The organism is Streptomyces spinoverrucosus, assembly GCF_006539505.1.
Taxonomy (GTDB): Bacteria; Actinomycetota; Actinomycetes; order Streptomycetales; family Streptomycetaceae; genus Streptomyces; species Streptomyces spinoverrucosus.
This window is the reverse complement of sequence record NZ_BJND01000008.1, coordinates 31716-58103: the sequence shown is the minus strand read 5'-3', so window position 1 is coordinate 58103 and position 26388 is coordinate 31716. Positions and strand designations below refer to the sequence as shown.

General features: G+C 71.0%; 25 protein-coding genes. 8 read left to right on the top strand and 17 right to left on the bottom strand.

Going from position 1 to position 26388, the window contains the following annotated elements; translation table 11 throughout:
* Window positions 1-22: 22 nt before the first annotated feature.
* Window positions 23-2389, bottom strand: a complete 2367-nt coding sequence (locus tag SSP24_RS06470; protein ID WP_141308212.1) for a bifunctional salicylyl-CoA 5-hydroxylase/oxidoreductase — start codon at window positions 2387-2389, stop codon at window positions 23-25.
* Between the two features lie 5 nt (window positions 2390-2394).
* Window positions 2395-3222, bottom strand: coding sequence for an enoyl-CoA hydratase family protein (locus SSP24_RS06465; protein WP_141307822.1), 828 nt, complete (start codon window positions 3220-3222; stop codon window positions 2395-2397).
* A 342-nt stretch (window positions 3223-3564) separates the two neighbouring features.
* On the opposite strand from SSP24_RS06465, the gene SSP24_RS06460 reads away from it, so the two are divergent.
* Window positions 3565-4038 (top strand): ATP-binding protein, encoded by a 474-nt coding sequence (locus SSP24_RS06460; RefSeq protein WP_141307821.1) that lies wholly within the window; start codon window positions 3565-3567, stop codon window positions 4036-4038.
* On the opposite strand, the gene SSP24_RS06455 is transcribed toward SSP24_RS06460, so the two are convergent.
* The 5 genes from SSP24_RS06455 to SSP24_RS06435 form a co-directional block, all read right to left on the bottom strand.
* Entirely contained in the window at window positions 3977-5425 is a 1449-nt protein-coding gene (locus SSP24_RS06455; protein ID WP_141307820.1) for an amino acid permease, read from the bottom strand. The two genes, SSP24_RS06460 and SSP24_RS06455, sit on opposite strands and share 62 nt — an antisense overlap.
* A gap of 125 nt (window positions 5426-5550) precedes the next feature.
* The gene (gene argF, locus SSP24_RS06450; protein WP_141307819.1) at window positions 5551-6558 is read right to left on the bottom strand and encodes an ornithine carbamoyltransferase; all 1008 of its coding nucleotides are present in this window, start codon (window positions 6556-6558) and stop codon (window positions 5551-5553) included.
* Between the two features lie 81 nt (window positions 6559-6639).
* Complete coding sequence (locus SSP24_RS06445; RefSeq protein ID WP_141307818.1) at window positions 6640-7863, bottom strand: arginine deiminase; 1224 nt, start codon at window positions 7861-7863, stop codon at window positions 6640-6642.
* 103 nt (window positions 7864-7966) lie between these two features.
* Window positions 7967-10507, bottom strand: coding sequence for a polynucleotide kinase-phosphatase (locus tag SSP24_RS06440; protein ID WP_141307817.1), 2541 nt, complete (start codon window positions 10505-10507; stop codon window positions 7967-7969).
* Window positions 10504-11961 (bottom strand): 3' terminal RNA ribose 2'-O-methyltransferase Hen1, encoded by a 1458-nt coding sequence (locus tag SSP24_RS06435; RefSeq protein WP_141307816.1) that lies wholly within the window; start codon window positions 11959-11961, stop codon window positions 10504-10506. Before SSP24_RS06435 ends, SSP24_RS06440 begins: the two co-directional genes overlap by 4 nt.
* A 195-nt stretch (window positions 11962-12156) precedes the next feature.
* On the opposite strand from SSP24_RS06435, the gene SSP24_RS06430 reads away from it, so the two are divergent.
* Window positions 12157-13011, top strand: a complete 855-nt coding sequence (locus SSP24_RS06430; protein WP_141307815.1) for a DUF4232 domain-containing protein — start codon at window positions 12157-12159, stop codon at window positions 13009-13011.
* On the top strand, window positions 13011-13493 hold the full coding sequence (locus SSP24_RS06425) for a hypothetical protein (protein WP_229864892.1): 483 nt from the start codon (window positions 13011-13013) through the stop codon (window positions 13491-13493). The genes SSP24_RS06430 and SSP24_RS06425 overlap by 1 nt, the downstream gene beginning before the upstream one ends.
* 42 nt (window positions 13494-13535) lie before the next feature.
* Here SSP24_RS06425 and SSP24_RS06420 read toward each other — a convergent pair whose 3' ends face one another.
* A complete protein-coding gene (locus SSP24_RS06420; protein ID WP_141307814.1) occupies window positions 13536-14459 on the bottom strand; it encodes an LLM class F420-dependent oxidoreductase in 924 nt (307 codons plus the stop codon).
* 262 nt (window positions 14460-14721) lie between these two features.
* Here SSP24_RS06420 and SSP24_RS06415 point away from each other — a divergent pair, with 262 nt between their 5' ends.
* A complete protein-coding gene (locus SSP24_RS06415) occupies window positions 14722-14928 on the top strand; it encodes a hypothetical protein (protein ID WP_141307813.1) in 207 nt (68 codons plus the stop codon).
* A gap of 11 nt (window positions 14929-14939) precedes the next feature.
* Here the strand turns inward: SSP24_RS06415 and SSP24_RS06410 are convergent, their stop codons facing one another.
* From SSP24_RS06410 to SSP24_RS06395, 4 genes are all read right to left on the bottom strand, one after another.
* Entirely contained in the window at window positions 14940-15410 is a 471-nt protein-coding gene (locus SSP24_RS06410) for a DUF6099 family protein (protein ID WP_141307812.1), read from the bottom strand.
* Between the two features lie 191 nt (window positions 15411-15601).
* Window positions 15602-15955 carry a nucleotide pyrophosphohydrolase gene (locus SSP24_RS06405; RefSeq protein ID WP_141307811.1) on the bottom strand — a complete coding sequence of 118 codons (354 nt, stop codon included), beginning with the start codon at window positions 15953-15955 and terminating at the stop codon, window positions 15602-15604.
* Entirely contained in the window at window positions 15952-17127 is a 1176-nt protein-coding gene (locus SSP24_RS06400) for an AAA family ATPase (protein WP_141307810.1), read from the bottom strand. Before SSP24_RS06400 ends, SSP24_RS06405 begins: the two co-directional genes overlap by 4 nt.
* Before the next feature lie 83 nt (window positions 17128-17210).
* A complete protein-coding gene (locus tag SSP24_RS06395; RefSeq protein ID WP_174864608.1) occupies window positions 17211-17603 on the bottom strand; it encodes a cell division protein SepF in 393 nt (130 codons plus the stop codon).
* A 212-nt stretch (window positions 17604-17815) separates the two neighbouring features.
* On the opposite strand from SSP24_RS06395, the gene SSP24_RS06390 reads away from it, so the two are divergent.
* Window positions 17816-18229, top strand: coding sequence for a VOC family protein (locus SSP24_RS06390; protein ID WP_141307808.1), 414 nt, complete (start codon window positions 17816-17818; stop codon window positions 18227-18229).
* A gap of 7 nt (window positions 18230-18236) precedes the next feature.
* Here the strand turns inward: SSP24_RS06390 and SSP24_RS06385 are convergent, their stop codons facing one another.
* The 5 genes from SSP24_RS06385 to SSP24_RS06365 all read right to left on the bottom strand — a co-directional run bounded on the left by SSP24_RS06385 (window position 18237) and on the right by SSP24_RS06365 (window position 21884).
* On the bottom strand, window positions 18237-19232 hold the full coding sequence (locus tag SSP24_RS06385; RefSeq protein WP_141307807.1) for a PDR/VanB family oxidoreductase: 996 nt from the start codon (window positions 19230-19232) through the stop codon (window positions 18237-18239).
* A 10-nt stretch (window positions 19233-19242) separates the two neighbouring features.
* Window positions 19243-19431, bottom strand: coding sequence for a hypothetical protein (locus SSP24_RS06380; protein WP_141307806.1), 189 nt, complete (start codon window positions 19429-19431; stop codon window positions 19243-19245).
* Window positions 19428-20483 carry a Rieske 2Fe-2S domain-containing protein gene (locus SSP24_RS06375; RefSeq protein WP_141307805.1) on the bottom strand — a complete coding sequence of 352 codons (1056 nt, stop codon included), beginning with the start codon at window positions 20481-20483 and terminating at the stop codon, window positions 19428-19430. Before SSP24_RS06375 ends, SSP24_RS06380 begins: the two co-directional genes overlap by 4 nt.
* Before the next feature lie 277 nt (window positions 20484-20760).
* A complete protein-coding gene (locus SSP24_RS06370) occupies window positions 20761-21648 on the bottom strand; it encodes an IclR family transcriptional regulator (RefSeq protein ID WP_229864893.1) in 888 nt (295 codons plus the stop codon).
* A gap of 38 nt (window positions 21649-21686) precedes the next feature.
* The gene (locus SSP24_RS06365; protein ID WP_141307804.1) at window positions 21687-21884 is read right to left on the bottom strand and encodes a hypothetical protein; all 198 of its coding nucleotides are present in this window, start codon (window positions 21882-21884) and stop codon (window positions 21687-21689) included.
* 132 nt (window positions 21885-22016) lie between these two features.
* On the opposite strand from SSP24_RS06365, the gene SSP24_RS06360 reads away from it, so the two are divergent.
* The 3 genes from SSP24_RS06360 (at window position 22017) to SSP24_RS06350 (ending at window position 26370) form a co-directional block, all read left to right on the top strand.
* Window positions 22017-23570 (top strand): S8 family serine peptidase, encoded by a 1554-nt coding sequence (locus SSP24_RS06360; RefSeq protein WP_141307803.1) that lies wholly within the window; start codon window positions 22017-22019, stop codon window positions 23568-23570.
* A gap of 267 nt (window positions 23571-23837) precedes the next feature.
* Window positions 23838-24605 (top strand): M14 family zinc carboxypeptidase, encoded by a 768-nt coding sequence (locus SSP24_RS06355; protein WP_167529526.1) that lies wholly within the window; start codon window positions 23838-23840, stop codon window positions 24603-24605.
* Entirely contained in the window at window positions 24496-26370 is a 1875-nt protein-coding gene (locus SSP24_RS06350) for a DNA/RNA non-specific endonuclease (RefSeq protein WP_141307801.1), read from the top strand. The genes SSP24_RS06355 and SSP24_RS06350 overlap by 110 nt, the downstream gene beginning before the upstream one ends.
* Window positions 26371-26388 lie beyond the last annotated feature (18 nt).

Sequence of the window (26388 nt, the reverse complement as noted above, 5' to 3'; positions counted from 1 at the left end):
CTCACGGCCGGGATGGCCGGCCTCAACTGCTGAGTGTCAACCGGGGTTTGGGGGCGTCCGTGCGTCCGGTGCGGGGTGGCCTGCTGCCCGCACGGTAGGGAGCGGGCCAGACGACGCCCGGACCGTCGTAGCCCTGCTCGGCCGCCGCGTGCAGGGTCCAGTGCGGGTCGTACAGGTGCGGGCGGGCCAGCGCGCACAGGTCCGTGCGGCCCGCCAGGATCAGGGAGTTGACGTCGTCCCAGGAGGAGATCGCGCCGACCGCGATCACCGGGACGCCCGCCTCGTGCCGGATCCGGTCGGCGTACGGCGTCTGGTACGACCGCCCGAACTCCGGCCGCTCCTCGGCCACCACCTGCCCGGTCGACACGTCGATGGCGTCGGCGCCGTGCGCGGCGAAGGCGCGGGCGATCGCGACGGCCTCCTCGGGCGTGGTGCCGCCCTCGGCCCAGTCGGTGGCCGAGATGCGCACGGTCATGGGCTTCTCCTCCGGCCACACGGCCCTTACGGCGTCGAAGACCTCCAGCGGGAAGCGCAGCCGTTTCGCGAGCGAGCCGCCGTAGGCGTCGGTGCGCCGGTTGGTCAGCGGGGAGAGGAAACCGGAGAGCAGATAGCCGTGGGCGCAGTGCAGTTCGAGCAGGTCGAAACCGGCCCGCGCGGCACGCCAGGCGGCGGCGGTGAACTGTTCTCTTATGTCGGTGAGTTGGGCACGGGACAGCTCGCGCGGCGTCTGGCTGCCGGGCTTGTACGGCAGCGGGGAGGCGGCCACGAGCGGCCAGTTGCCGTCGTCGAGCGGCTCGTCGATGCCCTCCCACATGAGCTTGGTCGAGCCCTTGCGTCCGCTGTGGCCGAGTTGCACGCCGATTCCGGTGCCGGGTGCCTGGCTGTGCACGAAGTCGGTGATCCGTCGCCACGCCTCGGCCTGCTTGCCGGTGTACAGACCGGCACAGCCGGGGGTGATCCGGCCCTCCGGGCTCACGCACACCATCTCGGTCATCACCAGCCCGGCGCCACCGAGCGCGCGGGCGCCGAGGTGGACGAGGTGGAAGTCGCCGGGGACGCCGTCGACCGCCGAGTACATGTCCATCGGCGAGACCACGACCCGGTTGCGCAGGGTCAGGCCGCGCAGCCGGAACGGCGTGAACATCGGGGGCGTGCCGGGCGGGCAGCCGAACTCGCGCTCCACGGCCTCGGTGAAGTGCGTGTCGCGCAGCCGCAGGTTGTCGTGGGTGACGCGGCGGCTGCGGGTGAGCAGGTTGAAGGCGAACTGGCGGGGGCGCTGGTCGAGGTGGAGCGAGAGGTTCTCGAACCACTCCAGGCTGGCCCGGGCGGCGCGCTGGGTGGAGGCGACGACGGGCTTGCGCTCCTCCTCGTACGCGGTCAGGGCCGTCTCGATCGAGGGCTGTTCCTGGATACAGGCGGCGAGGGCGAGGGCGTCCTCGACGGCGAGCTTGGTTCCGGAGCCGATGGAGAAGTGGGCGGTGTGGGCGGCGTCGCCGAGGAGGACGACGTTGCCGTGCGACCAGCTTTCGTTGACGACGGTGCGGAAGGTGGTCCAGGTGGAGTTGTTGGATGTCAGCGGGCGGCCGCCGAGCGCGTCCGCGAAGATCTTGGCGCAGCGTTCGATGGATTCGGGCTCGCCGAGTTCGTCGAAACCGGCCGCGTGCCAGACCTCTTCGCGCATCTCGACGATCACGGTGGAGGCGTCGGGGGCGTAGGGGTAGCCGTGGAGTTGCATCACGCCGTGTTCGGTCTCGGCGATCTCGAAGCGGAAGGCGTCGAAGGGGAAGTCGGTGGCCAGCCAGATGTATCGGCAGCGGTGCGTTGTGATGTGGGGGCGGAAGGCGTCGGCGTAGGTGTCGCGGGTGGTGCTGTTGACTCCGTCGGCGGCGATGACGAGGTCGTAGGAGCTCGCGAGGGTCGGTGGGGGTGGGGCCTCGGTGCGGAAGCGGAGGTCTACGCCGAGGTGGTGGCAGCGGGTGTGCAGGATCTCCAGGAGGTGTTTGCGGCCGAGGGCTGCGAAACCGTGGCCTCCGGAGGTGTGGCGTACTCCTCGGTGGACGATGTCGATGTCGTCCCAGCGGATGAAGTGCTGTTGGAGGGCCTCGTAGACGGGTGGGTCGGCGTGTTCGATGCCGCCGAGGGTTTCGTCGGAGAGGACTACTCCGAAGCCGAAGGTGTCGTCGGGGGCGTTGCGTTCCCAGAGGGTGATTTCGCGGGTGGGGTCTAGGCGTTTCAGTAGGGCTGCGGCGTAGAGGCCGCCGGGGCCGCCGCCGAGGATCGCGACTCGTAGGGGGTGGCTGGTCTTTGTGGGCGGCTTCGGGTTGTGTGTGGCTGGTCGCGCAGTTCCCCGCGCCCCTGAGGGTGGGACAGTCCCCTGAGCCGAAATCACCACCCCTACCTCCCCTGCCACTTTGGGGGCCTCTTTTCCTTGAACGCCGCATGGAACTCTGCGTAGTCCTCGCCGGTCATCAGCAAGGCCTGCGTTGATGCGTCCAGTTCCACGGCTGCTGCCAGTGGCATGTCCAGCTCGGCTGTGAGGAGGGCCTTTGTCTGGGCGTAGGCCAGGGCGGGGCCCTCGGCCAGGCGGTGGGCCAGGCGGTGGGCTGCCTCGTCGGCTCGGCCCTCGTCCGTCAGTTCGCTGATCAGGCCGATGCGCTCGGCCTCGGGGGCGCGGACCGGTTCGCCGAGCATGAGGAGGCGGGTGGCGTGGCCGAGGCCGACGACGCGGGGCAGCAGGTACGCGGCGCCCATGTCGCCGCCGGACAGGCCGACCCGGGTGAAGAGGAACGCGAAGCGGGCGCTGGGGTCCGCGACGCGGAAGTCGGCCGCCAGTGCGAGCACCGCCCCGGCGCCCGCCGCCACGCCGTGCACCGCCGCGATCACCGGGAACGGGCATTCCCGTACCGCCCGCACCACCTGGCCGGTCATCCGGTTGAAGTCGAGGAGCTGGGCGGTGTCCATGGACAGCGTGGCGCCGATGATCTCGTCGACGTCCCCGCCGGAGCAGAAGCCGCGGCCCTCGCCGGCCAGCACCAGGGCGCGCACGGACCGCTCGCGGGACAGCTCGGCGAGCAGGTCGCGGAGGTCGGCGTAGGCGCCGAAGGTGAGGGCGTTGAGCTTGTCGGGGCGGGCCAGGGTGACGGTGGCCACACCGTCGGCGCGGTCGACGCGCAGATGGCGCCAGGGCGAGGTGGGGGCGGCGGAGCCGGTGAAGGGACTCATGGGGTGCGGCCTCCTTGGGCGGGCACTGCCTCACTGACCTCTACCCCTTGAAGCTATCACTCATTCGTGACTGTCGTCAGGAGTGCGCGATAGGAGCAAGCGTGGGTGTCTCACCTGGTCACAGGGGTTCGGTCTCGTCACAGAGGTCACCGGACATCAATAACGCGGTAACAGCGGGAGCACCCGGGCGAGGCCGGTCGTTCACCGGGGTAAGCCGCACTCACCGGGCCGAAGGTCCCGGGCGGTGCCCGTCGTGAGACCCTGCCGAGGGGCGCCGTACGATTCCTAAAGTTGAAAGCAGGACAGCCTGAATCTCTCGGCACTCGGGACACGCCCTGCACCATGAACGGAACAGCCTTGCACGAACGCCCCTCTGCCCCCGCCTCCTGGCGCATCGCGCTGCCGCACTCCGCCGCGGCCGTGCCCGTGGCTCGCGCACTGGTCCGTACGGCGCTCGCGGAGCTGCAGCACGGCGCCGACAGCGACACCGCCGAGCTGCTCACCGCCGAGCTGGTCGCCAATGCCGTGGAGCACACGGCGGGCAACGCCCCGATAGAGCTGGTCGTGGAGCTGCTGCCGACCGGCTGCCGGGTCGAGGTGCACGATCCCGACCCGGCGCCGCCCGGCAATCTCACGCATCCCGCCGACCGCGAGCCCGACCCCTGGCAGGAGCACGGGCGCGGGCTGCTGCTGATCCGCACCCTGAGCGCGTCCTGCGGTCACCGCCCCACCGAGTCCGGCAAGGCGGTGTGGTTCAGACTGCCTGTGGTACCGCGTCAGCGTCAGCCTCACTGGCGTCCGCGTCCGGCGACGTGACCTGGGCCATTCGGGAGTTGCGGCGCCCGTAGCCGAGGTACACCAGGAGACCGGCCGCGAGGAACACCGCGAACTGGATCCAGGTCGTCCGGCCCGTCTCGTACATGAGGTACAGGCAGAAGGCAACGCCCAGCAGGGGCAGCACGGGGTACAGCGGCACGCGGAAGGTGCGGGGCAGGTCCGGCTCGCGGCGGCGCAGGGCGATCACCGCGATGTTGACGGCGGCCATGACGGCGAGCGTGCCGATGGTGCACAGGTTGACCACCGAGTCCAGCGACGAGAAGGCCGCCGGGACCGCGAAGACCACCGCGATGATCAGGGTGCCCGCGACCGGGGTGGCGGTCCTCGGGGACACCTTCTCGAAGACGCGCGGGACGAGTCCGTCCCGGGACATCGACATCAGGATGCGGCTCTGGCCGTACATCACCGCTAGCACCACCGAGGCGATCGCGACGACCGCGCCGAAGGCGATGATCCCGCCGCCGATCCCGGAGCCGGTGACCCGGTCGACGACGTACGACAGCGCGGCGGGCCGGCCGCCGACCTCGTCGCCGCCGACGGCACCGATCGCGGCGAGCGCGACCGCGCAGTACAGCACGGTGACCACGCCGATGCAGACAAGGATGGCGACCGGGATGTCCCGGCGCGGGTTCTTCGCCTCCTCACCGGCGGTGGTGATCGCGTCGAAGCCGATGTACGAGAAGAAGGCGGCGGTCGTGCCCGCGCCGATGCCGGCCAGACCGGCCGGGGCGAACGGCATGAGGTTGCCGTCCTTGAAGGCGCTGAAGCCGATCGCGCAGAAGGCGACGAGGATGGCCAGCTTGAGCACGGCCATCGCGGCCGTGGCCCGGGCGCTCTCGCGCACCCCGCGCACCAGCAGGACGGCGGCCATGGCGATCACCAGGACGGCGGGCAGGTTGACGATCCCGCCGTCGCCGGGGCTCGCGGAGAGCGCGGCGGGCAGCTGGAGCCCGAGGAGGCTGTCGAGGAGCTCGTTCACGTACTGGCTCCAGCCGACCGCGACGGCGGAGACCGAGACGCCGTATTCCAGGAGCAGGCACCAGCCGACCAGGAAGGCGGTGGTCTCGCCGAGTCCGGCGTAGGCGAAGGAGTAGGAGGAGCCGGAGACCGGGATCGCGCCGCCCAGCTCGGCGAAGGCGAACGCGGTGAACACGCAGGTGATCGCGGCGAGCACGAAGGAGACGACGACCGCGGGACCGGCCTGGGCGACCGAGTCGGACAGGCCGACGAAGATGCCGGTGCCGACGATCGCGCCGACGCCGAAGCAGATGAGGTGGAAAAGGCCCATCGTGCGCTTGAGGCCGTGGCCCTCGCGGTCGGCGCCGGATTCGGCCACCAGGAGGGCGGGGGACTTGATGCGGGGCATGCGGGTGGTGCTCTTTCTGGTGGTGCGGGGTGCGCCGGGGTGGGGCGCGCGACGGCCGCGGAAAGGGTGGCTCCGGGCCGCCGGTCAGCATAAGGCCTGATCAAGCACGGTCAGGACCAGGATTCTCAGGCGAGGGTGGCGACCAGGACCGCCTTGATGGTGTGCAGCCGGTTCTCCGCCTGGTCGAAGACGATCGAGTGGGCCGACTCGAAGACCTCGTCGGTGACCTCCAGGGAGTCCAGCCCGTGCCGCTCGTGGATCTCGCGGCCGACCTTGGTGCCGAGGTCGTGGAAGGCGGGCAGGCAGTGCAGGAACTTCACGTCCGGATTGCCGGTGGCGCGCAGCACGTCCATGGTCACGGCGTACGGGGCGAGCGCGGCGATCCGCTCGTCCCAGACCTCCTTGGGCTCGCCCATGGAGACCCAGACGTCGGTGGCGACGAAGTCGGCGCCCGCGACGCCCTCCGACAGGGACTCGGTGAGGGTGATCCGCGCGCCGCTGGTCTCGGCGAGCGCGCGGGCCCGGTCGACGATCTCCTGGGCGGGCCAGTAGGACTTGGGGGCGACGATCCGGACGTCCATGCCGAGCAGGGCGCCGGTGACCAGGTAGGAGTTGCCCATATTGAAGCGGGCGTCGCCGAGGTAGGCGAACGCGGTCTCCGTCAGCGGCCGGGCGCCGTGCTCGGTCATGGTGAGGACGTCGGCGAGCATCTGCGTGGGGTGCCAGTCGTCGGTGAGGCCGTTGAAGACGGGCACGCCGGCGTACGCCGCCAGCTCCTCCACCTTGGCCTGGCTGTCCCCGCGGTACTCGATCCCGTCGTACATCCGGCCGAGCACGCGGGCGGTGTCCTTCACCGACTCCTTGTGCCCGATCTGCGAACCGGAGGGGTCGAGATACGTCGTCGAGGCGCCCTGGTCGGCGGCGGCGACCTCGAAGGCGCAGCGGGTGCGCGTCGACGTCTTCTCGAAGATCAGCGCGATATTGCGGCCCCGCAGATACTGGGTCTCGGTCCCGGCCTTCTTGGCGGCCTTCAGCTCGGCTGCCAGCTCGATCAGGCCACGGAACTCCTCCTCGGTGAAGTCGACCTCCTTGAGGAAGTGGCGGCCGGCGAGGGCGGTCGGGACTGTCGCCATGGGGGGCGCTCCAGAAGTACAGGGACAGGGACGCTGGAAGTCTATACGAACTTCAGCATTTCTATACGGCGGCCGGTGGCTCTATACGGCGTCCCGGGCGACCGGACAGCTCATGCACCGAGGCCCGCCTCTCCCCCGCCCCAGCTCGCTGCCCGGGATCTCGATCACCTCGATGCCCTGTTTGCGCAGATGGGTGTTGGTGGTGGAATTCCGTTCGTAGGCGACGACCACGCCCGGTTCGACGGCGAGCACGTTGCAGCCGTCGTCCCACTGCTCGCGCTCGGCCGCGTGCACGTCCTGGGTGGCGGTCAGGACCCGGATCTCGCTCAGCCCGAGCGCGGCGGCGATCGCGCGGTGCATGTGCTCCGGCGGGTGGTCGGTGACCTTCAGCTCCTTCTCGCCGACGCCCGGCTCGATGGTGTAGGAGCGGAGCATGCCGAGCCCGGCGTACTGGGTGAACACATCGCCGTCGACCATGGTCATCACGGTGTCGAGGTGCATCAGCGCCCGCCGCTTGGGCATGTCGAGGGCCACGATCGTCTCCGCGGAGCCGGCCGCGAACAGCTTGTGCGCCAGCATTTCGACGGCCTGCGGGGTGGTCCGCTCGCTCATGCCGATGAGCACGGCGCCGTTGCCGATCACCAGGACGTCCCCGCCCTCGATGGTCGACGGGTAGTCGGCCTGCCCCTCCGACCAGATGTGGAACCCCTCGTCGCGGAAGAGCGGGTGGTGCCGGTAGATCGCCTCGAAGTGCACGGTCTCGCGCTGCCGGGCGGGCCAGCGCATGGCGTTGATGGAGACGCCGTCGTAGATCCAGGCGGAGGTGTCCCGGGTGAAGAGGTGGTTCGGGAGCGGGTCCAGCAGGAAGTCGTCGAGGTCCATGACGTGGAAGCGCACGGAGATCGGTTCCGCGTGCGCGTCCAGGAACTCCCGCTTGGTCATCCCGCCGACCAGCGCCTCGGCCAGCTCCCGGGTGGGCAGCGCGTCGAAGGACGCCCGGAGGTGGTCGGTGGCCAGCGGGCCGTACTCCTTCTCGTCGAAGACCCGGTCCAGGACGAGCGCGCGGGCCGCCGGGATCTCCAGGGCCTCGGTGAGCAGCTCGCCGAACAGGTGGACGGTGACACCGCGGTCGCGCAGCACGTCGGCGAACCCGTCGTGCTCGGCGCGCGCCCGGCGTACCCACAGGACGTCGTCGAAGAGCAGGGCGTCCTTGTTGCTGGGGGTGAGCCTTTTGAGCTCTAGATCGGGCCGGTGCAGGATGACGCGGCGCAGCCGCCCGGCCTCGGAGTCGACGTGGAATCCCATGCCTCCATCCTGACCATTCGCGCTCCTGTTCACCCCCTCTTTCGGCCAGGGCTGTCCGGCGGATCAGGTCCCGCGTCTTCCGGGATGATCCGCCGGACAGGCCCTACAGCCGCGGGTCCACCGGCTCCGACTCCAGGGCCAGCACCCCGAACACCGCCTCGTGCACCCGCCACAGCGGCTCGCCCTCGGCCAACCGGTCCAGGGCCTCCAGGCCGAGCGCGTACTCGCGCAGTGCCAGCGACCGCTTGTGGTTCAGGAACCGGGAGCGCAGCCGGGCCAGGTTGTCCGGGCGGGTGTACTCGGGACCGTAGATGATCCGCAGGTACTCACGGCCCCGGCACTTGATGCCGGGCTGCACCAGACGCCCCTCCTCGCTGCGCACCACGGCGCCGAGCGGCTTGACGACCATGCCCTCGCCGCCCCGGCCGGTCATCTCCAGCCACCAGTCGATGCCCGCCTGGACCGACTCGGGGTCGCCGGTGTCGACGTACAGCCGCCGGGTGGTCTGCAGCAGACCCGTGCCGTCGTGCTCTACGAGGCGGTCGAGCAGGGTGAGCTGCTCGTCGTGCGGCAGCGCGGCGAGGCTGCGGCCCTGTACGGCCAGGATCTGGAACGGGGCCAGGCGTACGCCGTCCAGGCCGTCCGTGGTCCAGCAGTAGCGCCGGTACGCCTCGGTGAACGCGGCCGCGTCGGCCGCCCGTTCCCGCTGGCGCGTCAGCAGGCCGGTGACGTCGACGCCGCGTGCCGCCGCGCCCTCCAGGGCGGCCAGCGCACCCGGGAACACGGCTCCGGAGGCGGCGCCGACCGCCGCGTACTGACTGCGCAGCAGCCCGGACGCCTTCAGCGACCACGGCATCAGCTCCGCGTCGAGCAGCAGCCACTCCGTGTCCAGCTCCGCGAACAGGCCCGCCGACTCGACCGCAGACCTGAGCCGCCCGAGGATCTCCTCGGTGACCGACTCGTCGTCGAAGAACGGGCGGCCGGTCCGGGTGTACAGCGACCCCGTGGGTCCATCCACCCCGAACCGCTTCCGCGCCGCCTCCGCGTCCCGGCACACCAGCGCCACCGCCCGCGAGCCCATGTGCTTCTCCTCGCACACGACCCGCGCGACACCGTCGTCCTTGTACTGCGCGAAGGCCTCGGCCGGGTGCTCCAGATAGCCCTCGATGTGGGAGGTCGCCGTCGGAGCCATCGTCGGCGGGAGGTACGGCAGCAGCCGCGGGTCGACCGCGAAACGGCTCATCACCTCCAGGGCCGCCGCCGCGTTCTCCTCACGGACGGAGATCCGCCCGGCGTACCGGGTCTCCACGACCCGCCGGCCCTGTACGTCCGCCAGGTCCAGCGGCCGCCCGTCCTGCCCGCCCGGCGCCTCGGAGCGCAGCGGCTTGACCGGCTCGTACCAGACCTTCTCCGCCGGTACGTCGACCAGTTCCCGCTCCGGCCAGCGCAGCGCGGTGAGCTTGCCGCCGAAAACGGCGCCGGTGTCCAGGCAGATGGTGTTGTTCAGCCAGGTGGCCTCCGGGACGGGGGTGTGGCCGTACACCACGGCCGCCCGGCCCCGGTAGTCCTCCGCCCACGGGTAGCGCACCGGCAGCCCGAACTCGTCGGTCTCGCCGGTCGTGTCGCCGTACAGCGCGTGCGAGCGGACCCGGCCGGAGGTGCGGCCGTGGTACTTCTCCGGCAGACCGGCGTGGCAGACGACCAGCCGTCCGCCGTCGAGGACGTAGTGGCTGACCAGTCCGTCGAGGAACTCCCGTACCTGCTGCTTGAACTCCTCGCTCTCGCCCTCCATCTGCGCGATCGTCTCGGCGAGCCCGTGGGTGTGCTGGACCTTGCGGCCCTTGAGGTAACGCCCGTACTTGTTCTCGTGGTTGCCGGGCACGCAGAGCGCGTTGCCGGACGTCACCATGGACATCACGCGGCGCAGCACACCGGGGCTGTCCGGGCCGCGGTCGACGAGGTCGCCGACGAAGACCGCCGTACGGCCGTCGGGGTGCACTCCGTCGACGTAGCCCAACTTGCCCAGCAGCGACTCCAGTTCGGCGGAGCAGCCGTGGATGTCGCCGATGATGTCGAACGGGCCGGTGAGGTGGGTGAGGTCGTTGAAGCGCTTCTCGGTGACGACGGTGGCGCTCTCCACGTCCGCCACACCGCGCAGGACGTGCACCTTGCGGAAGCCCTCGCGCTCCAGGTGGCGTATGGAGCGGCGGAGTTCGCGGATGTGCCGCTGGATCACCCGGCGCGGCATGTCGGCCCGGTCGGTGCGGGCGGCGTTGCGCTCGGCGCACACCTCCTCGGGCACGTCGAGCACGATGGCGATGGGCAGCACGTCGTACTCCCGGGCCAGCTCGATCAGCTGCCGCCGGGCGTCCGACTGCACGCTGGTCGCGTCGACGACCGTGCGCCGGCCGGCGGCCAGGCGCTTGCCCGCGATGTAGTGCAGGACGTCGAAGGCGTCGCGGCTGGCGCTCTGGTCGTTCTCGTCGTCGGAGACGAGGCCGCGGCAGAAATCGGAGGAGATCACCTCGGTGGGCTTGAAGTGCTTGCGGGCGAAGGTGGACTTGCCGGAGCCGGAGGCGCCGACGAGGACCACGAGGGAGAGGTCGGTGACGGGCAGGACACGGCCCTTGTGCGTCTCGGTCATGCTGCCTTCGCCTCCTTGCGCATGGTGAAAACGGCCATCTGTGTGGGCGGGCCGACCTCCGGGTCGTCCGGTCCGACCGGCCTGAACTCGACGTCGTATCCGTGCCGTTCGGTGACCGCGTCCGCCCAGGCGCGGAACTCCTCGCGGGTCCACTCGAAGCGGTGGTCGCCGTGCCGGACGTGCCCGGCCGGGAGGGTCTCCCAGCGGACGTTGTACTCGACGTTGGGGGTGGTCACGAGGACCGTGCGGGGGTGCGCGGCGCCGAACACGGCGTACTCCAGGGCGGGCAGCCGGGGCAGGTCGAGGTGCTCGATGACTTCGCTGAGCACGGCGGCGTCATAGCCCTTGAGCCGGTTGTCGGTGTAGGCGAGCGAGCTCTGGAAGAGCTTGACGCGCGCGGCCTGCCGCTCCCCCATGCGGTCCAGCTTCAGCCGCCGGGAGGCGATGGTGAGCGCCCGCATCGACACGTCGACACCGACGATCTCGGTGAACCGCACGTCCTTGAGCAGCGTCTGCACCAACTGGCCCTGCCCGCAGCCGAGGTCGAGGACCCGGGCGGCACCGGACTCCTGGAGCGCGGCCACGATCGCCTCCCGCCGCTGCACGGCGAGCGGCGTCGGCTTCTCCTCCTGCTCGGTCTCGGCCTCGACCGCGTTGTCGAGGTCCTCGACCTCGCTGTCGTCGGCCTCGGCCAGCCGAACCAGCTCCAGGCGTTCCATCGCCTCGCGGGTCAGCGACCAGCGCCGCGAGAGGTAACGGCTGGTGATCAGCTTCTGTTCCGGGTGGTCCGGCAGCCAGCCCTCACCGGCCCGCAGCAGCTTGTCGACCTCGTCGGAGGAGACCCAGTAGTGCTTGGCGTCGTCGAGGACGGGCAGCAGGACGTACAGGTGGCGCAGGGCGGCGGCGAGGGTCAGCGCCTCGGACTCCAGGACGAGCCGCACGTACCGCGAGTCGCCCCACTGCGGGAACTCGGTGTCCAGCGGCACGGGTTCGGCCGTGACCGCCCACCCGAGCGGCTCGAAGAGGCCTCGTACGAGATCCGGGCCGCCGCGTGCGGGCAGCGCGGGTACCTCGATGCGCAGCGGGAGCGGCTCGGCGGCGCGCTCCGGGCGGGCGTTGCACACCCCGCGCATCGCGCTGGAGAAGACGCCGCTCAGCGCGACGGCGAGCAGCGAGGAGGCCGCGTACGGGCGGTCGTTGACGTACTGCGCCAGGGCCGCGTCGGGTGCGCCGCCCCGGCCCTTGCCCTTGCCGCGCCGGACCAGTGCCACCGCGTCCACCTCCAGCAGCAGCGCCGCCGTGCAGCGTTGGGCGTCGGCCTCGGGGTAGAGGACGTGCGCCGTGCCGTAGGAGGTGGAGAACGCCTGCGCCTTGCCGGGATGCTTGTGCAGCAGGAACCCGAGGTCGGTCGCGGGGCGTTCTTGGGTGCCGGTGGTACTGATCGTCAGGAACACGGTGGTTGCCTCGAAAGGGTCTGAAGTGCGGGTATGCGCGCCCGCGGGTCCCTGACAACGTACAGACAACAGAGCGGCACCACCTGGGATTTTCCGCTCGGGCGGGGCCGGGCACCGCTCGGCTGTGACAGGGCTGTGACCGGAGGGGTGGCTTCCGTCACAGCTCCACGGGGCCGGTACTGATCGACTCGGCGGATGCGCTCCCTCCTTCTCCCCGCCTCCGCCCTGCTGCTGCTCACGGCGTGCGGCACCCAGCAAGCCGCTTCGCCGAGCGGCGACGCGGCCTCCTCCTGCCCTGCCGACCCGTCGTGGACGGAGCGGGGCGGGGTCAGGATCACCGGCCTGCGCGGCGCCGCGTGCGACCGCGTCGAGTTCGAGATCACTCACGACGGGACCGAACCCTTCACGTACACCGTCTCCTTGGCTTTCACGAAGGAGACGGGTGAGGTGATGTCCACCGGGGAGGAGACCGTGGAGTCGGTGGAGCCGGGTCGCCCGGTGCGCCGGACCGTCGTCATGACCGGCGGCGGGGAACGGGTCTCGATCTCCATGGTCAGGAGCGTCCCCACCGCCGAGGCCCCCTCCGCCGGAGGCGCGTGCCCGTCCTCGGGGGTGCGGGTGTACGCCGATGAGGGCAACGCCGCGATGGGGCTGCGGGTCGTGGGCCTGCACCTGGAGAACTGCGGCACCGAGCCGTACCAGCTCAACGGCTACCCGAAGGTCCAGATCCTCGACGAGGAGCACGAGCCCGTCGAGGGCGTGCGGATCCTCAAGGGCGGGGATGCCATAGCCTCCGGCACGGGGGCCGACGCCCCGCCCCGGCCGCTGACCCTGGCGCCCGGCGAGCGCGCCTGGGCCGGTCTGGTCTGGCGCAACACCACGCAGTTCGGCGAGGCGGTCAACGCCCCCTACGTGCGGACCTGGGCGAAGCCCGGCGCCGCGCCCGTGACGGTGGTCCCGGAACTGGATCTGGGGACGACGGGGAAGCTCGGGGTGGGCGCCTGGCAGAAGGAGGAGCAGGAACGGCAGCAGGAGAGGCCGGGGACCTGATGGGCGACTGGTTCCTGCTCCTGCTGCTGATCATGGTCGGTGCGATCACCGCGTTCGGCCTGTGCGGCTACGCCTTCAGCAGCCTCTCCGCTCAGGGCATCCGTCGGGCGGACAGGGCCACGCGGTTCCGCTTCGGCGCCGCCCTCGCCGGAGCCGCGACCGCCGCGCTGTACTCCTGGGGGGCGCTGCATGTGTTCGGGGCGCATATGGAGGTGGAGGACGGTGGTACGAGCTCCTCGCCGATCCGCCCGTGCCTGGCGGCCGGGGGCCCGGAGAAGGCGGCAGTGACGCTGCGCGCCAGCGTGCACGTGGTCCCGATCCGGCTGATGTGCCACACGAAGACGGGCGAGAGCTACGCGGCCGGGGTCCCGGGATACGTCAACCCCGCCGTCGCGTTCCTCGCCCTGTCCTCGGCCCTGCTCGCGGTCGGGGCGGGGTATGTGTCCGAGCTGAAGGCGCGGGAGCAGGGGCGGAAGGGATGAGGGACGCGGCGGCGGGGTCGGCGGCCCCGGCCTCGGGTGGCCTTACGACAGCTGCGACTGGACCTGGGCGGAGATCAGCTCCAGGTGGTCCAGGTCGTGCAGGTCGAGGAGCTGGAGGTAGAGACGGCTGGAGCCGATCTCGGCATAACGGCCGATCTTGTCGACGACCTCGGCCGGGGAACCGGCCAGGCCGTTGAGCTTCAGCTCGTCGACCTCGCGGCCGATCGCGGCGGCGCGGCGGGCGACCTCCTGGTCGTCCTTGCCGACGCAGACGACGAGGGCGTTGGAGTAGACGAGGTCGTCGCCCTTGCGGCCCGCCTCCTCGGCGGCGGCGCGGACCCGGCCGAACTGGCGCTCGCTGTCCTCGACGGAGGCGAACGGCATGTTGAACTCGTCGGCGTACTTGGCGGCCAGCTTGGGCGTGCGGGTCGCGCCGTGGCCGCCGATGAGGACCGGGATCTTCGGCTGGGTGGGCTTGGGCAGCGCGGGCGAGTCCTTGAGCTCGTAGTACGTGCCCTGGAAGTCGAAGGTCCGGCCGACCTCCGTGGCCCACAGCCCGGTGACGATCGCCAGCTGCTCTTCGAGGCGGCCGAACTTCTCCTTCGGGAAGGGGATGCCGTACGCCGTGTGCTCCTGCTCGAACCAGCCCGCGCCCAGGCCGAGTTCGATCCGGCCGCCGGACATCTGGTCGACCTGCGCGACCTGGATGGCGAGCACGCCGGGCAGCCGGAAGGTGCCGGCGGTCATCAGCGTGCCGAGCCGGATGCGCCGGGTCTCACGGGCCAGTCCGGCGAGGGTGATCCAGGCGTCGGTGGGGCCGGGCAGGCCGTCCACGGAGCCCATCTTCAAGTAATGGTCGGAGCGGAAGAAGGCATCGAAGCCGAGGTCCTCGGTGGCCTTCGCGACGGTGAGCAGGGTGTCGTAGGTCGCCCCCTGCTGGGGCTCGGTGAAGATTCGAAGATCCATGCCTCCATCCTGCCCGTTCGGGATTCCGGGCGCCCCATCGGTCCCGGCGGCCGTCGTGCGGGGCGCCGCCGCTTCCCCGCCGAGGGTGAAATACGTCAACCCCGTTCACGGGTGCGCGCCGGTGCCAGTGACCCGCTCGGGTGGTGATCGTTGGCTCGGGCGGAGCCGGACCGCCCGGCGCCCGCACCGGCCCCTCGACGCCGTCGACACCGGAGCGACACCCGCACCGGCCTCCCCGGGGGGCCAGGCCGAGGAGGCCGTCATGTCCGAAGAGACCGTGCCGCAGCAGGGCGGGGGCGACGCCCGGCCGAAGGGGCTGTTGCAGCAGATGGAGGAGCTGATGGCGGCGCTGAACGCGGACCTGTCGGCCCTGGACGCGGACCTTCAGGCGGCGGGCACGAACAGACCGGCCCCGGTGACGTCGGAGGAGCGGGGGGTCGAGCCTCCGGAGGGGCTGGGGCGGGTGTAGGGGCGGGGAGCCTAACCCGCCTCCCGTGCGGGCACGGTCTGCTCTCGGTCCGCCAGTTTGCGCAGCATCTCCAGGACCCGGTCCCTCGATTCGTCCGCCGCGTCGATGGCTTCCATGCACTGCCAGTACGTCCCCTCGTCGGGGGCGGCGCAGGTGATGCCGACGAGGGCTATGCCCACCTCGCCGAGCAGGCTGCCCAGATAGAGCAGGGCCTGGCGGGCGTCGCCCAGTTCGGTGAGCTGGGCCGCGCGCAGCTCACCGGGGGCCAGCTCCGGGGCGTCCAGCACGCCGCAGCCGCGGCCCGCCAGCTCGGTCAACCCCAGGGCCTCGCCGCGCAGTTCGGGCGGGCCGAAGACCGCGAGGCGGCTGCCGATCGCCTGGGCCAGGGCCTGCGCCTGCCACACCTCCGTCATGATCTCGGCCACCTCACCGCTTCCCGCCAGGGCACGCCTGCTCGTCAGGATGAGTCGCACCGCGTCCATGCGCTGCCCCCGTCTGTCCCGACGCGCTCTCTCCGCACGTCTGCCCGCACTCCCTTGTTCACTACCCAGCGTGAGGGCGCCTGAGACGAAAAGCCAGTGGAAGACGGAAATCTGTGGACAACAATTCGGATTCAGTTCGGAATTTGGATACGGAGCGTGAAAGTGGAGCGGCGCCCTCCCGGGCTGGTTGCTCAGGGACCGTCCGGCGCCGGGAACCGCTCCTCGTTGCGGTCGATCTTCGCGGCGAGCGCGGCCAGCGGGTCGATGCCGAGCACCTCGCACAGCTGGAGCAGATACGCCAGCACATCGGCGACCTCGTCCCTGACGCGGTGCGCGGTGTCGGGGTCGGCCATGACGCGGGCCGACTCCTCGGGCGTCAACCACTGGAAGATCTCGACGAGTTCGGAGGCCTCGACGCTGAGCGCGGCGACCAGGTTCTTGGGCGTGTGGTACGGCTGCCAGTTGCGCGCGGCGGCGAACGCGGCGAGCCTGCGCTGAAGCGCGGCGAGGTCCGGCGGTTCGGGATGTGCTGACTGTGCTGTCACGGCTTCAGGTGTACCACCGTGATCCCGTCCTCCCCCGCCGCCCACGAGGCGTCGCTCACCGCGCCGACGCAGCGGATGTGCCCGCGCTCGCCCATCCGGGCCGCCAGCCGCAGCAGTTCGGTGCGTTGCGGCACGTCCAGGGAGCGGTCGAAGCCGTCGGCGAGCACCGTGAGCGTCTGCAGCGCGGCGGGCACCTCGCCGACCGGGTCCACCTCCAGGACGCCGGGCCCGGTGAACAGCACCAGGGCGAGCGCGAGGTACCTCAACTCCCCGTCCCCCAGCCGCCCGAAGCCGGTCCGGTAGCCGTCGCCGCGGTCGAGGCTCCCCCGGATCGTGCCGTCGGCCGACGGTTCGGCGAGTACGTCCGCCACGCTCCCGGCGCAGCCGGCCCGTACCGCCGCGACGAACTGCCCGTGCCGCCGCACGCACTCCTGCCGCGTGCGCCACAGGACGTCGGCGAGGTTGTCGCAGCCGCCGAGGAGCCGTCCGGAACCGGCAGGCACCGGCGTGCGCATCCGCTCGGGCAGCGGATCGCAGGCGAACACCGACCGCAGCGCCACGACCATCTGCTCGGCGGCGGCGAGCACCTGCCGCTGCCCGTCGGTCTTGCCCGCCACGCGCAACGGCAGCAGCGCGGTGCCGAGCCGGTCGTCGGGCAGCGGGGCCCGCGTCACGGGCGCCGACCCCCCGGTGTGCCACGCGGCCTGCACGGCACGCCGACCGGGATCGCGCAGGGCCGTCTCCAGCAGGACGAGCCGTCCGGACGTCAACCGCTCGCCCACGATGCGCAGTTCGGGCTCGACCTGTACGGCGACGTCGAGCCGTACCGGACCCTCGGGACCGTCCGTCGTACAGCCGATCCGGAAACCGCGCCGCCGCTGGGCGTCCGGCCGGGCCCGCTCCGGCACGCAGGCGACCGGGTCGGGGAACACGTCCCCGAGCGGGGCGCCGCCGCCGAGCCGGGCCAGCGCCTCGTAGGCCCGCAGCGCGGTCGTCTTGCCGGATCCGCTCGGCCCGGCGAGCAGCGTGCACGGCCCGAGCGGGAACCGGGCCCCGCGGTGCCCGGCGAACGCGGACAGCCGCAACTCCGTGACGCACGGCCGCTCCGGACACCCGGGGCCGGAGGGGAGGGGGGCGTGGGGCGGGGCGGTGATGGTGGGGGACGCGGCCATGTCCGGACCGTAGAAGACCTCGGGACGGCCGAACCGTTCCGTCTGTCGGACCTTCCTACGATCGGGCGACGACAGCGTGTCCCTTACATCCCGGGAACGCCCGCCGCACCCTCCATCAGCCCCTGGACCTCGGTCCCGGGCGGGGTCAGCAGGAACACGTTGCGGTCCACGCGGTGCATCCCGCTTGCCAGGCCGAAGACGACGCCCGTACTGAAGTCCAGGACCCGCTTGGCGACTTCCGTCTCGGCGCCCGTGAGGTCGAGCAGCACCGGGATACCGGCCATCAGGGTCTCGGCGACCTCGCGGGCGTCCGCGAAGACATTGACGCGCAGGACGACGAAACGGCGGCGCGCCTCGGTCTCCGCCTCCGGCAGGGCACGGTGGTCCACCGCCGACGGCCAGGCGTCCCGGCCCCGCAGCGGCACGACCTGGGCGAGCCCTTCCCACTGTTCATCGGTGACATCGTGACTGTTCACCGGCTCCCCCCGATCTGCCTCGCACTTATCGCCTGCACCAGCCAATTCTTACGCGATGTCACCCGTTCGGCCGAACAGCGACACGCTCCGCGACAGTCCCGTTGACTCGATGCACCGACGCCGTGACGGCGTAATGGCGTGGACAGGCCGTTGTCAGTGGCCCCCGCTAGGGTGCGAAAGCAATGGCCGTTCGCTCTCTTCGGGAGGTTCTCATGGCTTCGCGACTCAACCCGTATCTCAACTTCGAAGGCGACGCCCGCCAGGCGCTGGAGTTCTACAAGGAGGTCTTCGGCGGCACCCTGTCGGTCAACACCTACGGCGAGCTCGGCGGCCAGGCGGACACGCCCGACGCCGACAAGATCATGCACGGCATGCTGGAGACGCCGAGCGGGTTCACCCTGATGGGCGCGGACTCCCCGGGCGAGGACTTCAACCGCGGCAACGCCTACTCGATCGCCCTGACCGGCGACGACGAGAAAGAACTGCGGGGCTACTGGGAGAAGTTGTCGGCGGGCGGCACGGTGGCCGTGCCCATGGAGAAGCAGATGTGGGGCGATGTGTTCGGCATGTGCACGGACCGCTTCGGGGTCGCCTGGATGGTCAACATCAGCGGGCAGCAGGGCTGAGCCGCGCTCACAGGTCGAGGACCAGCCGTGGGCAGGCGGCGCGCGAGACGCAGATCATCATCGTGTCGTGCGCGGCCTGTTCGTCGGGGGTGAGGAGCGAGTCCCGGTGGTCCACGGTCCCGGCCAGGACCGCGGTCTCGCAGGTGCCGCAGGTGCCCTCGCGGCAGGAGGACAGCACCTGCACACCGGCCTGCTCGACGGCGTCCAGCACGGAGGTGCCGGGTGGGACGGTGAGGGTCCGGCCACTGCGGGCGAGCTCCACCTCGAACTCGCCCTCCGCCTCCTGGGTCGCGACCTTGGGTGCGAACCGCTCGACGTGCAGCGCACCGGCCGGCCAGGAGGCACACCGCTCCTCCACCGCCCGCAGCAGCCCCTCGGGGCCGCAGCAGTAGACGAGGGTGCCGGGGCGCGGGGTGCCGAGCAGGGCGTCGAGGTCGGGCAGCCCGTCCCGGTCCTGGGGCACGAGCCGTACCCGGTCGCCGTACGCCTGACGCAGTTCCGCGTGGAACGCCATGGTGGCGAGACTGCGCCCGCCGTACACCAACTCCCAGTCGGCGCCGTGCTGTTCGGCCTGCCGGACCATGGGAAGGATCGGGGTGATGCCGATGCCGCCGGCCAGGAAGAGGTGGCGGGGTGCGGGGTGCAGCGGAAAGTTGTTGCGGGGGCCGCGAACCCGCACCGGGTCGCCGGCGGCGAGGCGGTCGTGGACCTCGGCGGAGCCGCCCCGGCCGTCCGGGGCGCGCAGCACCGCCACCTGCCAGCGGGTGCGGTCGGCGGGATCGGAGCAGAGCGAGTACTGCCGTACGAGGCCGGAGGCGAGGCAGAGGTCGAGGTGGGCGCCGGGCTGCCAGGGGGGCAGCGCAGCGCCGTCGGGGCGGGTGAGGGTGAGGCGGACGACGCCCTCGGCGAGGTGGTCGCGGGCCGCGACGACGAGGGTGAGTTCGCCTTCGTGCTCGGGCTCCGCGGTGGTCGGCAGGGCGGTGCTCACGGTGGTCACGTGCATCTCCGGACGGTCAGGAGGCGGCGGGCGAGGCGTGGGCGTGCGGGCTGCTGTGGCCCTCCGGGTGGGCGAGCAGCCAGTCCCACAGCGCCACCGGGTCCTCGAACTCCCGCTCGCCGCCGCAGTGGCAGACGGCGAGCAGGCGGTCGGTGCCGGGGACCCAGTGGATGCGGTACACCTCGCCCTCGGTGAGGGTGTTCATCGGGCCGCTGCCTGAGGGGAGTTCTCGGCGGCGAGCCGGGCCAGGATGCGGCGGGCGGCCAGGCCGCCGGTGTCGATGTTGATGGACAGTTCCTGGTAGCCGGGCTTCTCGGTGTCCAGGGCGCGCTGGAGGGCGTTGAGTGCGACGACGTCCTGCATCACCACGGTGTGGTTGCTGGACCGCAGGTACTCGGTGACCTCCTGGTCGTCGAGCGCGAAGTCGCGGGCCACGGCCCAGAAGTCGTACGTCGACTTCTCGGTGGACGGTGTGATTCCGTACACCACCTCGACGTGGAAGGCGTCCGGGTCGCTGCCGTCCGGGCGGGGGGCGGGGGTGCCGACGGGGGCGACGCGGGAGTGCAGCAGGTAGAGGGCGGGGGCGTGGTACTCGATGTCCTGCCAGCGGGTGATCCGGCCCTGGATGCCGGTGGAGTTGGCGTAGAACGGCGGGCACTCGGCGTCGTCCATGTGCCGGCTGACCCGTACGATCGCGGACTTGTCGTCGACCTCGGTGGTGATCGGGGTCTCGGCGACCTCGGGGGTGCCGATGTAGCCGCCGTGCAGATAAGTCTCGTGGGAGAGGTCGAGGAGGTTGTCGACGAGGAGGCCGTAGTCGCCCTCGATCGGTTCCATGCCGCACACCGTGGTGTAGTGGGGCGAGTCCAGCCAGGGGGCGCGGGGCGGAAGGGTGTCGCCGGGCTCGCGGTCGCCGATCCACACCCACACGAAGGAGTCCTGCTCGACGACGGGGTACGTGGCGAGGCGGGCGGTGCGTGGGACGCGGGTCTGGCCGGGGACGCGGACGCAGACGCCGTCGGTGCCGTAGGTGAAGCCGTGGTAGCCGCAGACCACCTTGTCGCCCTCCAGGCGGCTGGGGTGCTCCGACAGCGGGAAGCGGCGGTGCACACACCGGTCGGCGAGGCCCACGGCACGGCCGTCCTCGGTCCGGTACAGCAGGATCGGCTCACCGAGGACGGTACGGCCCAGCAGCTCCCGGCCGACCTCGTGGGCGTAGGCGGCGACGTACCACTGGTTGCGCACGAATGCGGTCACTGGCGTTCCTTTCGTGAGGCTCACGCGAAGGCTGGTCACTGGACGGGGACGCGGGGTGGCGAACAGCTGCGCGGGACAGGCATGGCAGCCTCCGTCGCCCCGTCGCCGACGGCTCGGTCCGGCGTCCGGCGCACGCCGGTCGGGGCAGGTGGTGCGGTACGGCGGCTCGACGCGCCCCGGGGTGCGGCGGATGCGGGGATTCTGGCCGGGCGGGCGACGGGGGGCGAGGGGGTTTCCCGGATGCCGGGAAGGAATCGGGGGCGGGGGGCGGAGGGGGTCACCCCTCCCGGGTCGCCGAAGGCACCCCGCAGGTGCAGTCCTCCCCCACCATGCACTGTGTGGCCTCCCGGGCCGGTGGGGCGGTGGGCTGGGTGCCCAGGGCGCGGGTGATGGCTCGGGCCGTCGTGCAGACGAGGGGTGCCAGCAGGTGCGGTGAGCGGGGGTGGCCCTCGCAGTGGCGTACGACCAGGGAGACCGCGGCGACCACGCCCTCCCCCGGCCCGTACACGGGGGCGGCCACGGAGAGGGCGTCCATGGTGACCTGCCGGTCGCTGACGGCGTAGCCGACGCGGCGGATGTCGCCGAGGACGCGGCGCAGGGCCTGCGGATCGGTGAGGGTCCGTTCGGTGAAGCGGCGTACGGGCCCGGCCAGCACCTCGTCCTGCACCTCGCGCGGCGCGTGCGCGAGCAGCACGAGGCCCACGCCCGTCGCGGTCATCGCGAAGCGACCGCCGACCCGGGTGAGCACGGGCACCGCACCGGTCCCCCGGATCCGCTCCACGAACACCAGCTCGGTGCCTTCCCGCACCGCGAGCTGCACGTTCTCCCCGGTGCTCTGGAACAGGTCCTCCAGATACGGCAGCGCCCGCTCCCGCAGCCCCGGCCCGCGCGGCGCGAGTGCGCCCAGCTCCCACAGCCGCAGCCCCACCCGGTACCGCCCGTCCGCGCCGCGCTCCAGCGCGCCCCATTCCAGCAGCGGACCGAGCATCCGGTGCACCGTCGAGGTGGGCAGCCCGCAGCTCCGCGACAGCTCGCTCAGCGTGAGCGCGGGCCGGGCGGGACTGAACGCACCGAGCACCCGCAGCGCCCGGCCCAGCACGGGCCCCGGCGCGGCCCGGCTCCCGCCGTCCGATCGGTCCGACGCCGACTCCACGGTCGTATCCACTCCGTGCCCACCTCCTCGGCTCACGCGAAACGACCCGGTCAGGCGTGAGTCTGCGGCACGGCGCACCCGGCGTCGAGACTCCCGACGACAACGAGCACCTGACGGCGATTCAGGCGCTCGTTAAGGATCAGCAACGCCCCTACACCCACAATCCTCCACAATTGATCCCACGTCACCAGTTTTTTCGTTGATGAGGCAAAAGGTGAAATGGAAACCGGATTTGCCGCCTTTGCCACGGAGTTGCCGATCCTCGCACCCCGTCGCTTACTGAAAGAGGGCCTACCAATTCCAGGGGGAAATGGGGCATCACCAAGGGTTTCCATCGCGATACGGAATGTGTGAATGCGCGCGTGGAAGAGGCGAATGCGATGTCACGGCAGTACTACCAGCGTGGTCATCTCGTCGAGGCCGAAGAACTCGACGATGTCGTCGCGGTCAGGATAGGCGCGGAACGTCAGGCCGGAGCCGCTACCGAGGTGGAGGAGGAACTGGGAAGGAGCGCCCGCGAGGAGATACGGGATGCCGGTGTCGACGACGAGACCACCGACGCCTTCACCCGGGCCAACTGGGTATTCGTCAGGCCGAACCGGCAGACCCGCGAAGCGTTCAGGACGGGCGAGGAGATCCCCGGGGCGGAGGCCGCCGGCAAGGTGATCCGGCGGCCCAACGGCAGGATCGGAATCGCGACCGACCTTTTGACCGTCCGACTGGAGCCGACCCTCTCGGAGGAGGAGGCGGAGCGCGAGCTGGCGGCGGCCGGTCTGACCGTCGTGGGCAAACTCGGCTTCGCGAACAACCTGTACGAGGTGCGCACCACGACCTCAGAGGACGCCCTCGCCGCCTCCGTCGAACTCCATGACAACGACCGCTTCGTCTTCGCCGAACCGGCGTTCATCGAGCACGTCCCGGGCCGATTCACGCCCACCGGAGCCCGTTACGCCGAGCAGTGGCAATGGCACAACCTCGGCACCAACGGCGGTACTCCGGACGCCGACGTCCACATCGAGCCGGCCTGGGACCGTACCTTCGGGGAAGGGGTCCGTGTCGCCGTCATCGACAATGGCTTCGACGCGGGGCACCCGGACCTCGCCGCCGGGGTGGATCCGTTGTCCGGCTTCTTCAGCGACGACATGGGAGGCGTGGCCTTCTTCCAGGGCATCTCGGGGATGCCCGACAGCGATCACGGCACCTTCTGTGCCGGCATGGCCGGGGCCCGGCTCAACAACGCGGCGGGCGGTACGGGCGCGGCCCCCAAGTGCGATCTGGTACTGCTGGCGTGCCTGACGGACCAGATCGGTACGCAGACGACCCTCGCCCGCGCCGTGGCTTACGCGGCCGACCCCTCGACGGAGCTCACCGGGACCGGCCCTGAGGCTGGGGCGGACATCCTGGTCAGCAGCCTGGGTCCGAACGTCGCGGAGTGGGATCTGACCAGCACGCTCGACCTCGCCCTCATGTTTGCCGCCTCGAGCGGCCGTCAGGGCAAGGGACTGCCGATCTTCTGGGCGGCGAGCAACGGAAAGAATGTCGACGTCGCCAAGGATGAGGTGGTCTCCCACCCGGATGTGATCGCCGTGGTGCGTTCGACCAGGCGGGACCGGGAGGACAACGCGGCACGCGGTCCGGAGGTCGAACTGATCGCCCCCGGCGTCGACGTCCTCAGCACCAGGTCCGGCGGAGGCTACGGCACCAACACCGGTACCAGCTTCGCCGCACCCTGCGCGGCCGGGTGCGCGGCACTGGCGCTGTCCGTGAACCCCCAGCTCACGCGCGACCAGCTGCGCGAGGTGATGCACCAGTCGGCCGACAAGGTCGGAGGCCCGGGAGTCCACTACGACGGGGCCGGTCACAACGACGACTACGGCTTCGGCCGGGTGAACGCCTCGCAGGCCGTGGCGCTCGCTGACGGGCTGCGGCCATGAGCGAGGAGCCGGCCTTCTTCCGCTGCCATGTGGTCGCGGAGAGCGCTGAAGCGCTCAGAGACTTCATCCACGATACCCGTCCCGACGTCGGCTGCCGTGCCGTCGCGCGCGGCAGCCGGGCGGGCGTGGAACTCCACCGACCGCGGTGGAGAACGTCACGGAGAACTGGCTCGCCCGGAAGGAAGAGGCCGGCGGCGGTGACCGCTTCGCCGACCGGGACGCCTTCCCTCACGGTCTCGGCCGGAAGGAATGACCGTGTATCTCAACGTGGCCGAGACCGAATCGGCGATCGCCGGCCTGCACAGCGCGTACCCCGGGGCCACCGAGGTCATCACTCCGCCCCACACCACCCACGAGGGCCGCACCACGCGGCTGTTGCGGGTCGAGACACGGCAGGCCGACGAGGTACCAGGGGTCTTGATGCTGGGCGGGGTGCACGCCCGGGAGTGGGTGCCGCCCGACGCACTGATCTCGCTGGCAGCGGATCTGCTGGAAGCCCACGACTCGGCCACCGGGCTCGGCTACGGGTCGAAGTCGTACACCGCACCGCAGGTCCACACCGCGAAGTTCGCACCGGACGCCGATGTCCACACATCGGACAAGCCGTGCGACCCCCAGGTATACCGGGGGCCGACCGCCGCGTCGGAACCCGAGACACGGAACGTGGTCTGTAACTGGGGCTCCGACCAGAATCAGGCCACCGTCCCGACCGACAACTTCCGCAACCCCGGGTCTCGACCCGGTGCGGGGACGGCCGGACGACGCATCGGCGAGTTCATCACCGAGGGGGACCTCAAGACCGCTGTCGCACTGGCGGAAGAGATGAACGACGCGGTACGTGCCGTTGCGCCCCCGAGGCACACAGAACGTAAGGGACGGCGCCTCAGGGTGCGCCGTCCCCTCTGGCGAAGGGACCAACCCTGTCATGGCCACCAAGACCAAGAAGAAGACCACCTCGTCGGCCAAGAAGACAGCGTCCTCCGAGGACGAACTGATCACCTCGCTGCGGCGCTACATCCGCAGCCGTGGACCTGAGCTGCTGGCGGATCCGAACATCACCTCCGTGGGCATCGGCCGGAAAGTCACCAACGGGCGGCGGGGCAGGAAGGTCGCGCTGCAGTTCACGGTGGAGAGCAAGGCCGAGCCGGAGTCGCTGGCGGCGCTCGGCACGACGCTCATCCCCGAGACGATCACGGTGGACGGCGTCGAGGTGCCCACCGACGTCATCGAGCGCAGCTACAAGCCGCAGTTCCGGAAGGTGGCCGAGGTGGAGAGCCCGGCCCGCAAGACCCGGCTGGACCCGATCGAGCCCGGGGTGAGCGTCGGTGCGGTGACGGTGTCGGCCGGCACGATCGGCTGCGTGGTGTTCGACCGGGCCGACGGCACCCCGTACGTGCTCAGCAACTGGCACGTCCTGCACGGACCGGACGGTGAGTTGGGCGCCGAGGTCGTCCAGCCCGGTCGGCACGACGACAACCGCATCGACCGCAATCACCTGGGCGTGCTCAAGCGCTCCCACCTCGGCGTCGCCGGTGACTGCGCGGTCGCCACGATCGAGGACCGCGCCTTCATCCAGGAGATTTTCGAGCTCGGCGTCGCGCCCACGGAGCTGGGCGAGCCCCAGCTCGACGACAAGGTGGTCAAGAGCGGCCGGACCACCGGCGTCACCCATGGCATCGTCCGCCGCATCGACACCATCGCCAAGCTCAACTACGGCGGTCAGGTCGGCATCAAGACCATCGGCTGCTTCGAGATCGCCCCCGACCCCGACCGGCCGGCGGCCGACGGCGAGATCAGCATGGGCGGCGACTCCGGCGCGGTGTGGCTGTTCAAGCAGGGCAACGGCCGCCCGAGCAATGTCATGGCCGGGCTGCACTTCGGCGGGGAAAGGCGGGGCGAGCCCGACGAGCACGGACTGGCCTGCCTGCCGGCCTCGGTGTTCGAGAAGCTTGAGATCACCCTGGCTCCGCCGGCGCCGGAGGACATCCGGGCCGTCGCGGGCTACAACCCCGACTTCCTCGGCGAGCGCATAGAAGCCCCGCAACTGGACGCCGACCTCGCTCGCGACGCCGTCCTTCTCGACGGCTCCGAAGTGATCCCCTACACCCATTTCTCGCTCACGCTGAGCAAGAAGCGGCGCTTCCCGTTCTGGGTCGCCTGGAACATCGACGGCAACTCGCTGAAGAGGCTCAACCGCAGCGGAATTCCCTTCGTCAAGGACGCGCGGCTGCCCGCCGGCGCCCAGGTGGGCAACGAACTGTACGAGAACAACCGGCTGGATCGCGGGCACCTCGCCCGCCGCGCCGACCTGCTGTGGGGCAGCCTGCCGGAGGCCAAGAAGGCCAACACCGACTCGTTCTTCTACACCAACATCACCCCGCAGATGGACGACTTCAACCAGAGCTCGAGGAACGGGCTGTGGGGGGAACTGGAGGACGCCGTCTTCGAGGACATCGACGTCGACGACCTCAAAGTCAGCGTCTTCGGCGGCCCGGTCTTCCAGGACAACGACCGCACTTTCCGCCGCGTGAAGCTTCCCCGTGAGTTCTGGAAGATCATCACCTTCATGGAGCAGGGGGAACTGAAGGCCAGGGCGTTCCTGCTCACCCAGAACCTCGACCAGCTCGAGGCCCTCGAACTGGATGAGTTCCGTGTCTTCCAGGTAACCCTCGGCGAGCTGGAAGAACGTACCCACCTCAGCTTCTCCGCCACCCTGCACAAGGGCGACACTCTGCACGTGCCCGAGGCCACAGCCGACCGGGAGCCGCTGGGGAGCCTGGCCGACATCCAGTGGGACTGAACTTCGGGTGGACCGCCG

Bases quoted from the DNA above. Each gene is read 5' to 3' on its own strand.
- SSP24_RS06385 (WP_141307807.1), bottom strand. From the start codon at position 19,232: ATGCACGTGACCACCGTGAGCACCGCCCTGCCGACCACCGCGGAGCCC.
- SSP24_RS06425 (WP_229864892.1), top strand. From the start codon at position 13,011: ATGGGCGACTGGTTCCTGCTCCTGCTGCTGATCATGGTCGGTGCGATC.
- SSP24_RS06430 (WP_141307815.1), top strand. From the start codon at position 12,157: ATGCGCTCCCTCCTTCTCCCCGCCTCCGCCCTGCTGCTGCTCACGGCG.
- SSP24_RS06380 (WP_141307806.1), bottom strand. From the start codon at position 19,431: ATGAACACCCTCACCGAGGGCGAGGTGTACCGCATCCACTGGGTCCCC.
- SSP24_RS06445 (WP_141307818.1), bottom strand. From the start codon at position 7,863: ATGGGATTCCACGTCGACTCCGAGGCCGGGCGGCTGCGCCGCGTCATC.
- SSP24_RS06465 (WP_141307822.1), bottom strand. From the start codon at position 3,222: ATGAGTCCCTTCACCGGCTCCGCCGCCCCCACCTCGCCCTGGCGCCAT.
- SSP24_RS06420 (WP_141307814.1), bottom strand. From the start codon at position 14,459: ATGGATCTTCGAATCTTCACCGAGCCCCAGCAGGGGGCGACCTACGAC.
- SSP24_RS06350 (WP_141307801.1), top strand. From the start codon at position 24,496: ATGGCCACCAAGACCAAGAAGAAGACCACCTCGTCGGCCAAGAAGACA.
- SSP24_RS06400 (WP_141307810.1), bottom strand. From the start codon at position 17,127: ATGGCCGCGTCCCCCACCATCACCGCCCCGCCCCACGCCCCCCTCCCC.
- SSP24_RS06390 (WP_141307808.1), top strand. From the start codon at position 17,816: ATGGCTTCGCGACTCAACCCGTATCTCAACTTCGAAGGCGACGCCCGC.
- SSP24_RS06360 (WP_141307803.1), top strand. From the start codon at position 22,017: ATGTCACGGCAGTACTACCAGCGTGGTCATCTCGTCGAGGCCGAAGAA.
- SSP24_RS06410 (WP_141307812.1), bottom strand. From the start codon at position 15,410: ATGGACGCGGTGCGACTCATCCTGACGAGCAGGCGTGCCCTGGCGGGA.
- SSP24_RS06440 (WP_141307817.1), bottom strand. From the start codon at position 10,507: ATGACCGAGACGCACAAGGGCCGTGTCCTGCCCGTCACCGACCTCTCC.
- argF (WP_141307819.1), bottom strand. From the start codon at position 6,558: ATGGCGACAGTCCCGACCGCCCTCGCCGGCCGCCACTTCCTCAAGGAG.
- SSP24_RS06460 (WP_141307821.1), top strand. From the start codon at position 3,565: ATGAACGGAACAGCCTTGCACGAACGCCCCTCTGCCCCCGCCTCCTGG.
- SSP24_RS06455 (WP_141307820.1), bottom strand. From the start codon at position 5,425: ATGCCCCGCATCAAGTCCCCCGCCCTCCTGGTGGCCGAATCCGGCGCC.
- SSP24_RS06415 (WP_141307813.1), top strand. From the start codon at position 14,722: ATGTCCGAAGAGACCGTGCCGCAGCAGGGCGGGGGCGACGCCCGGCCG.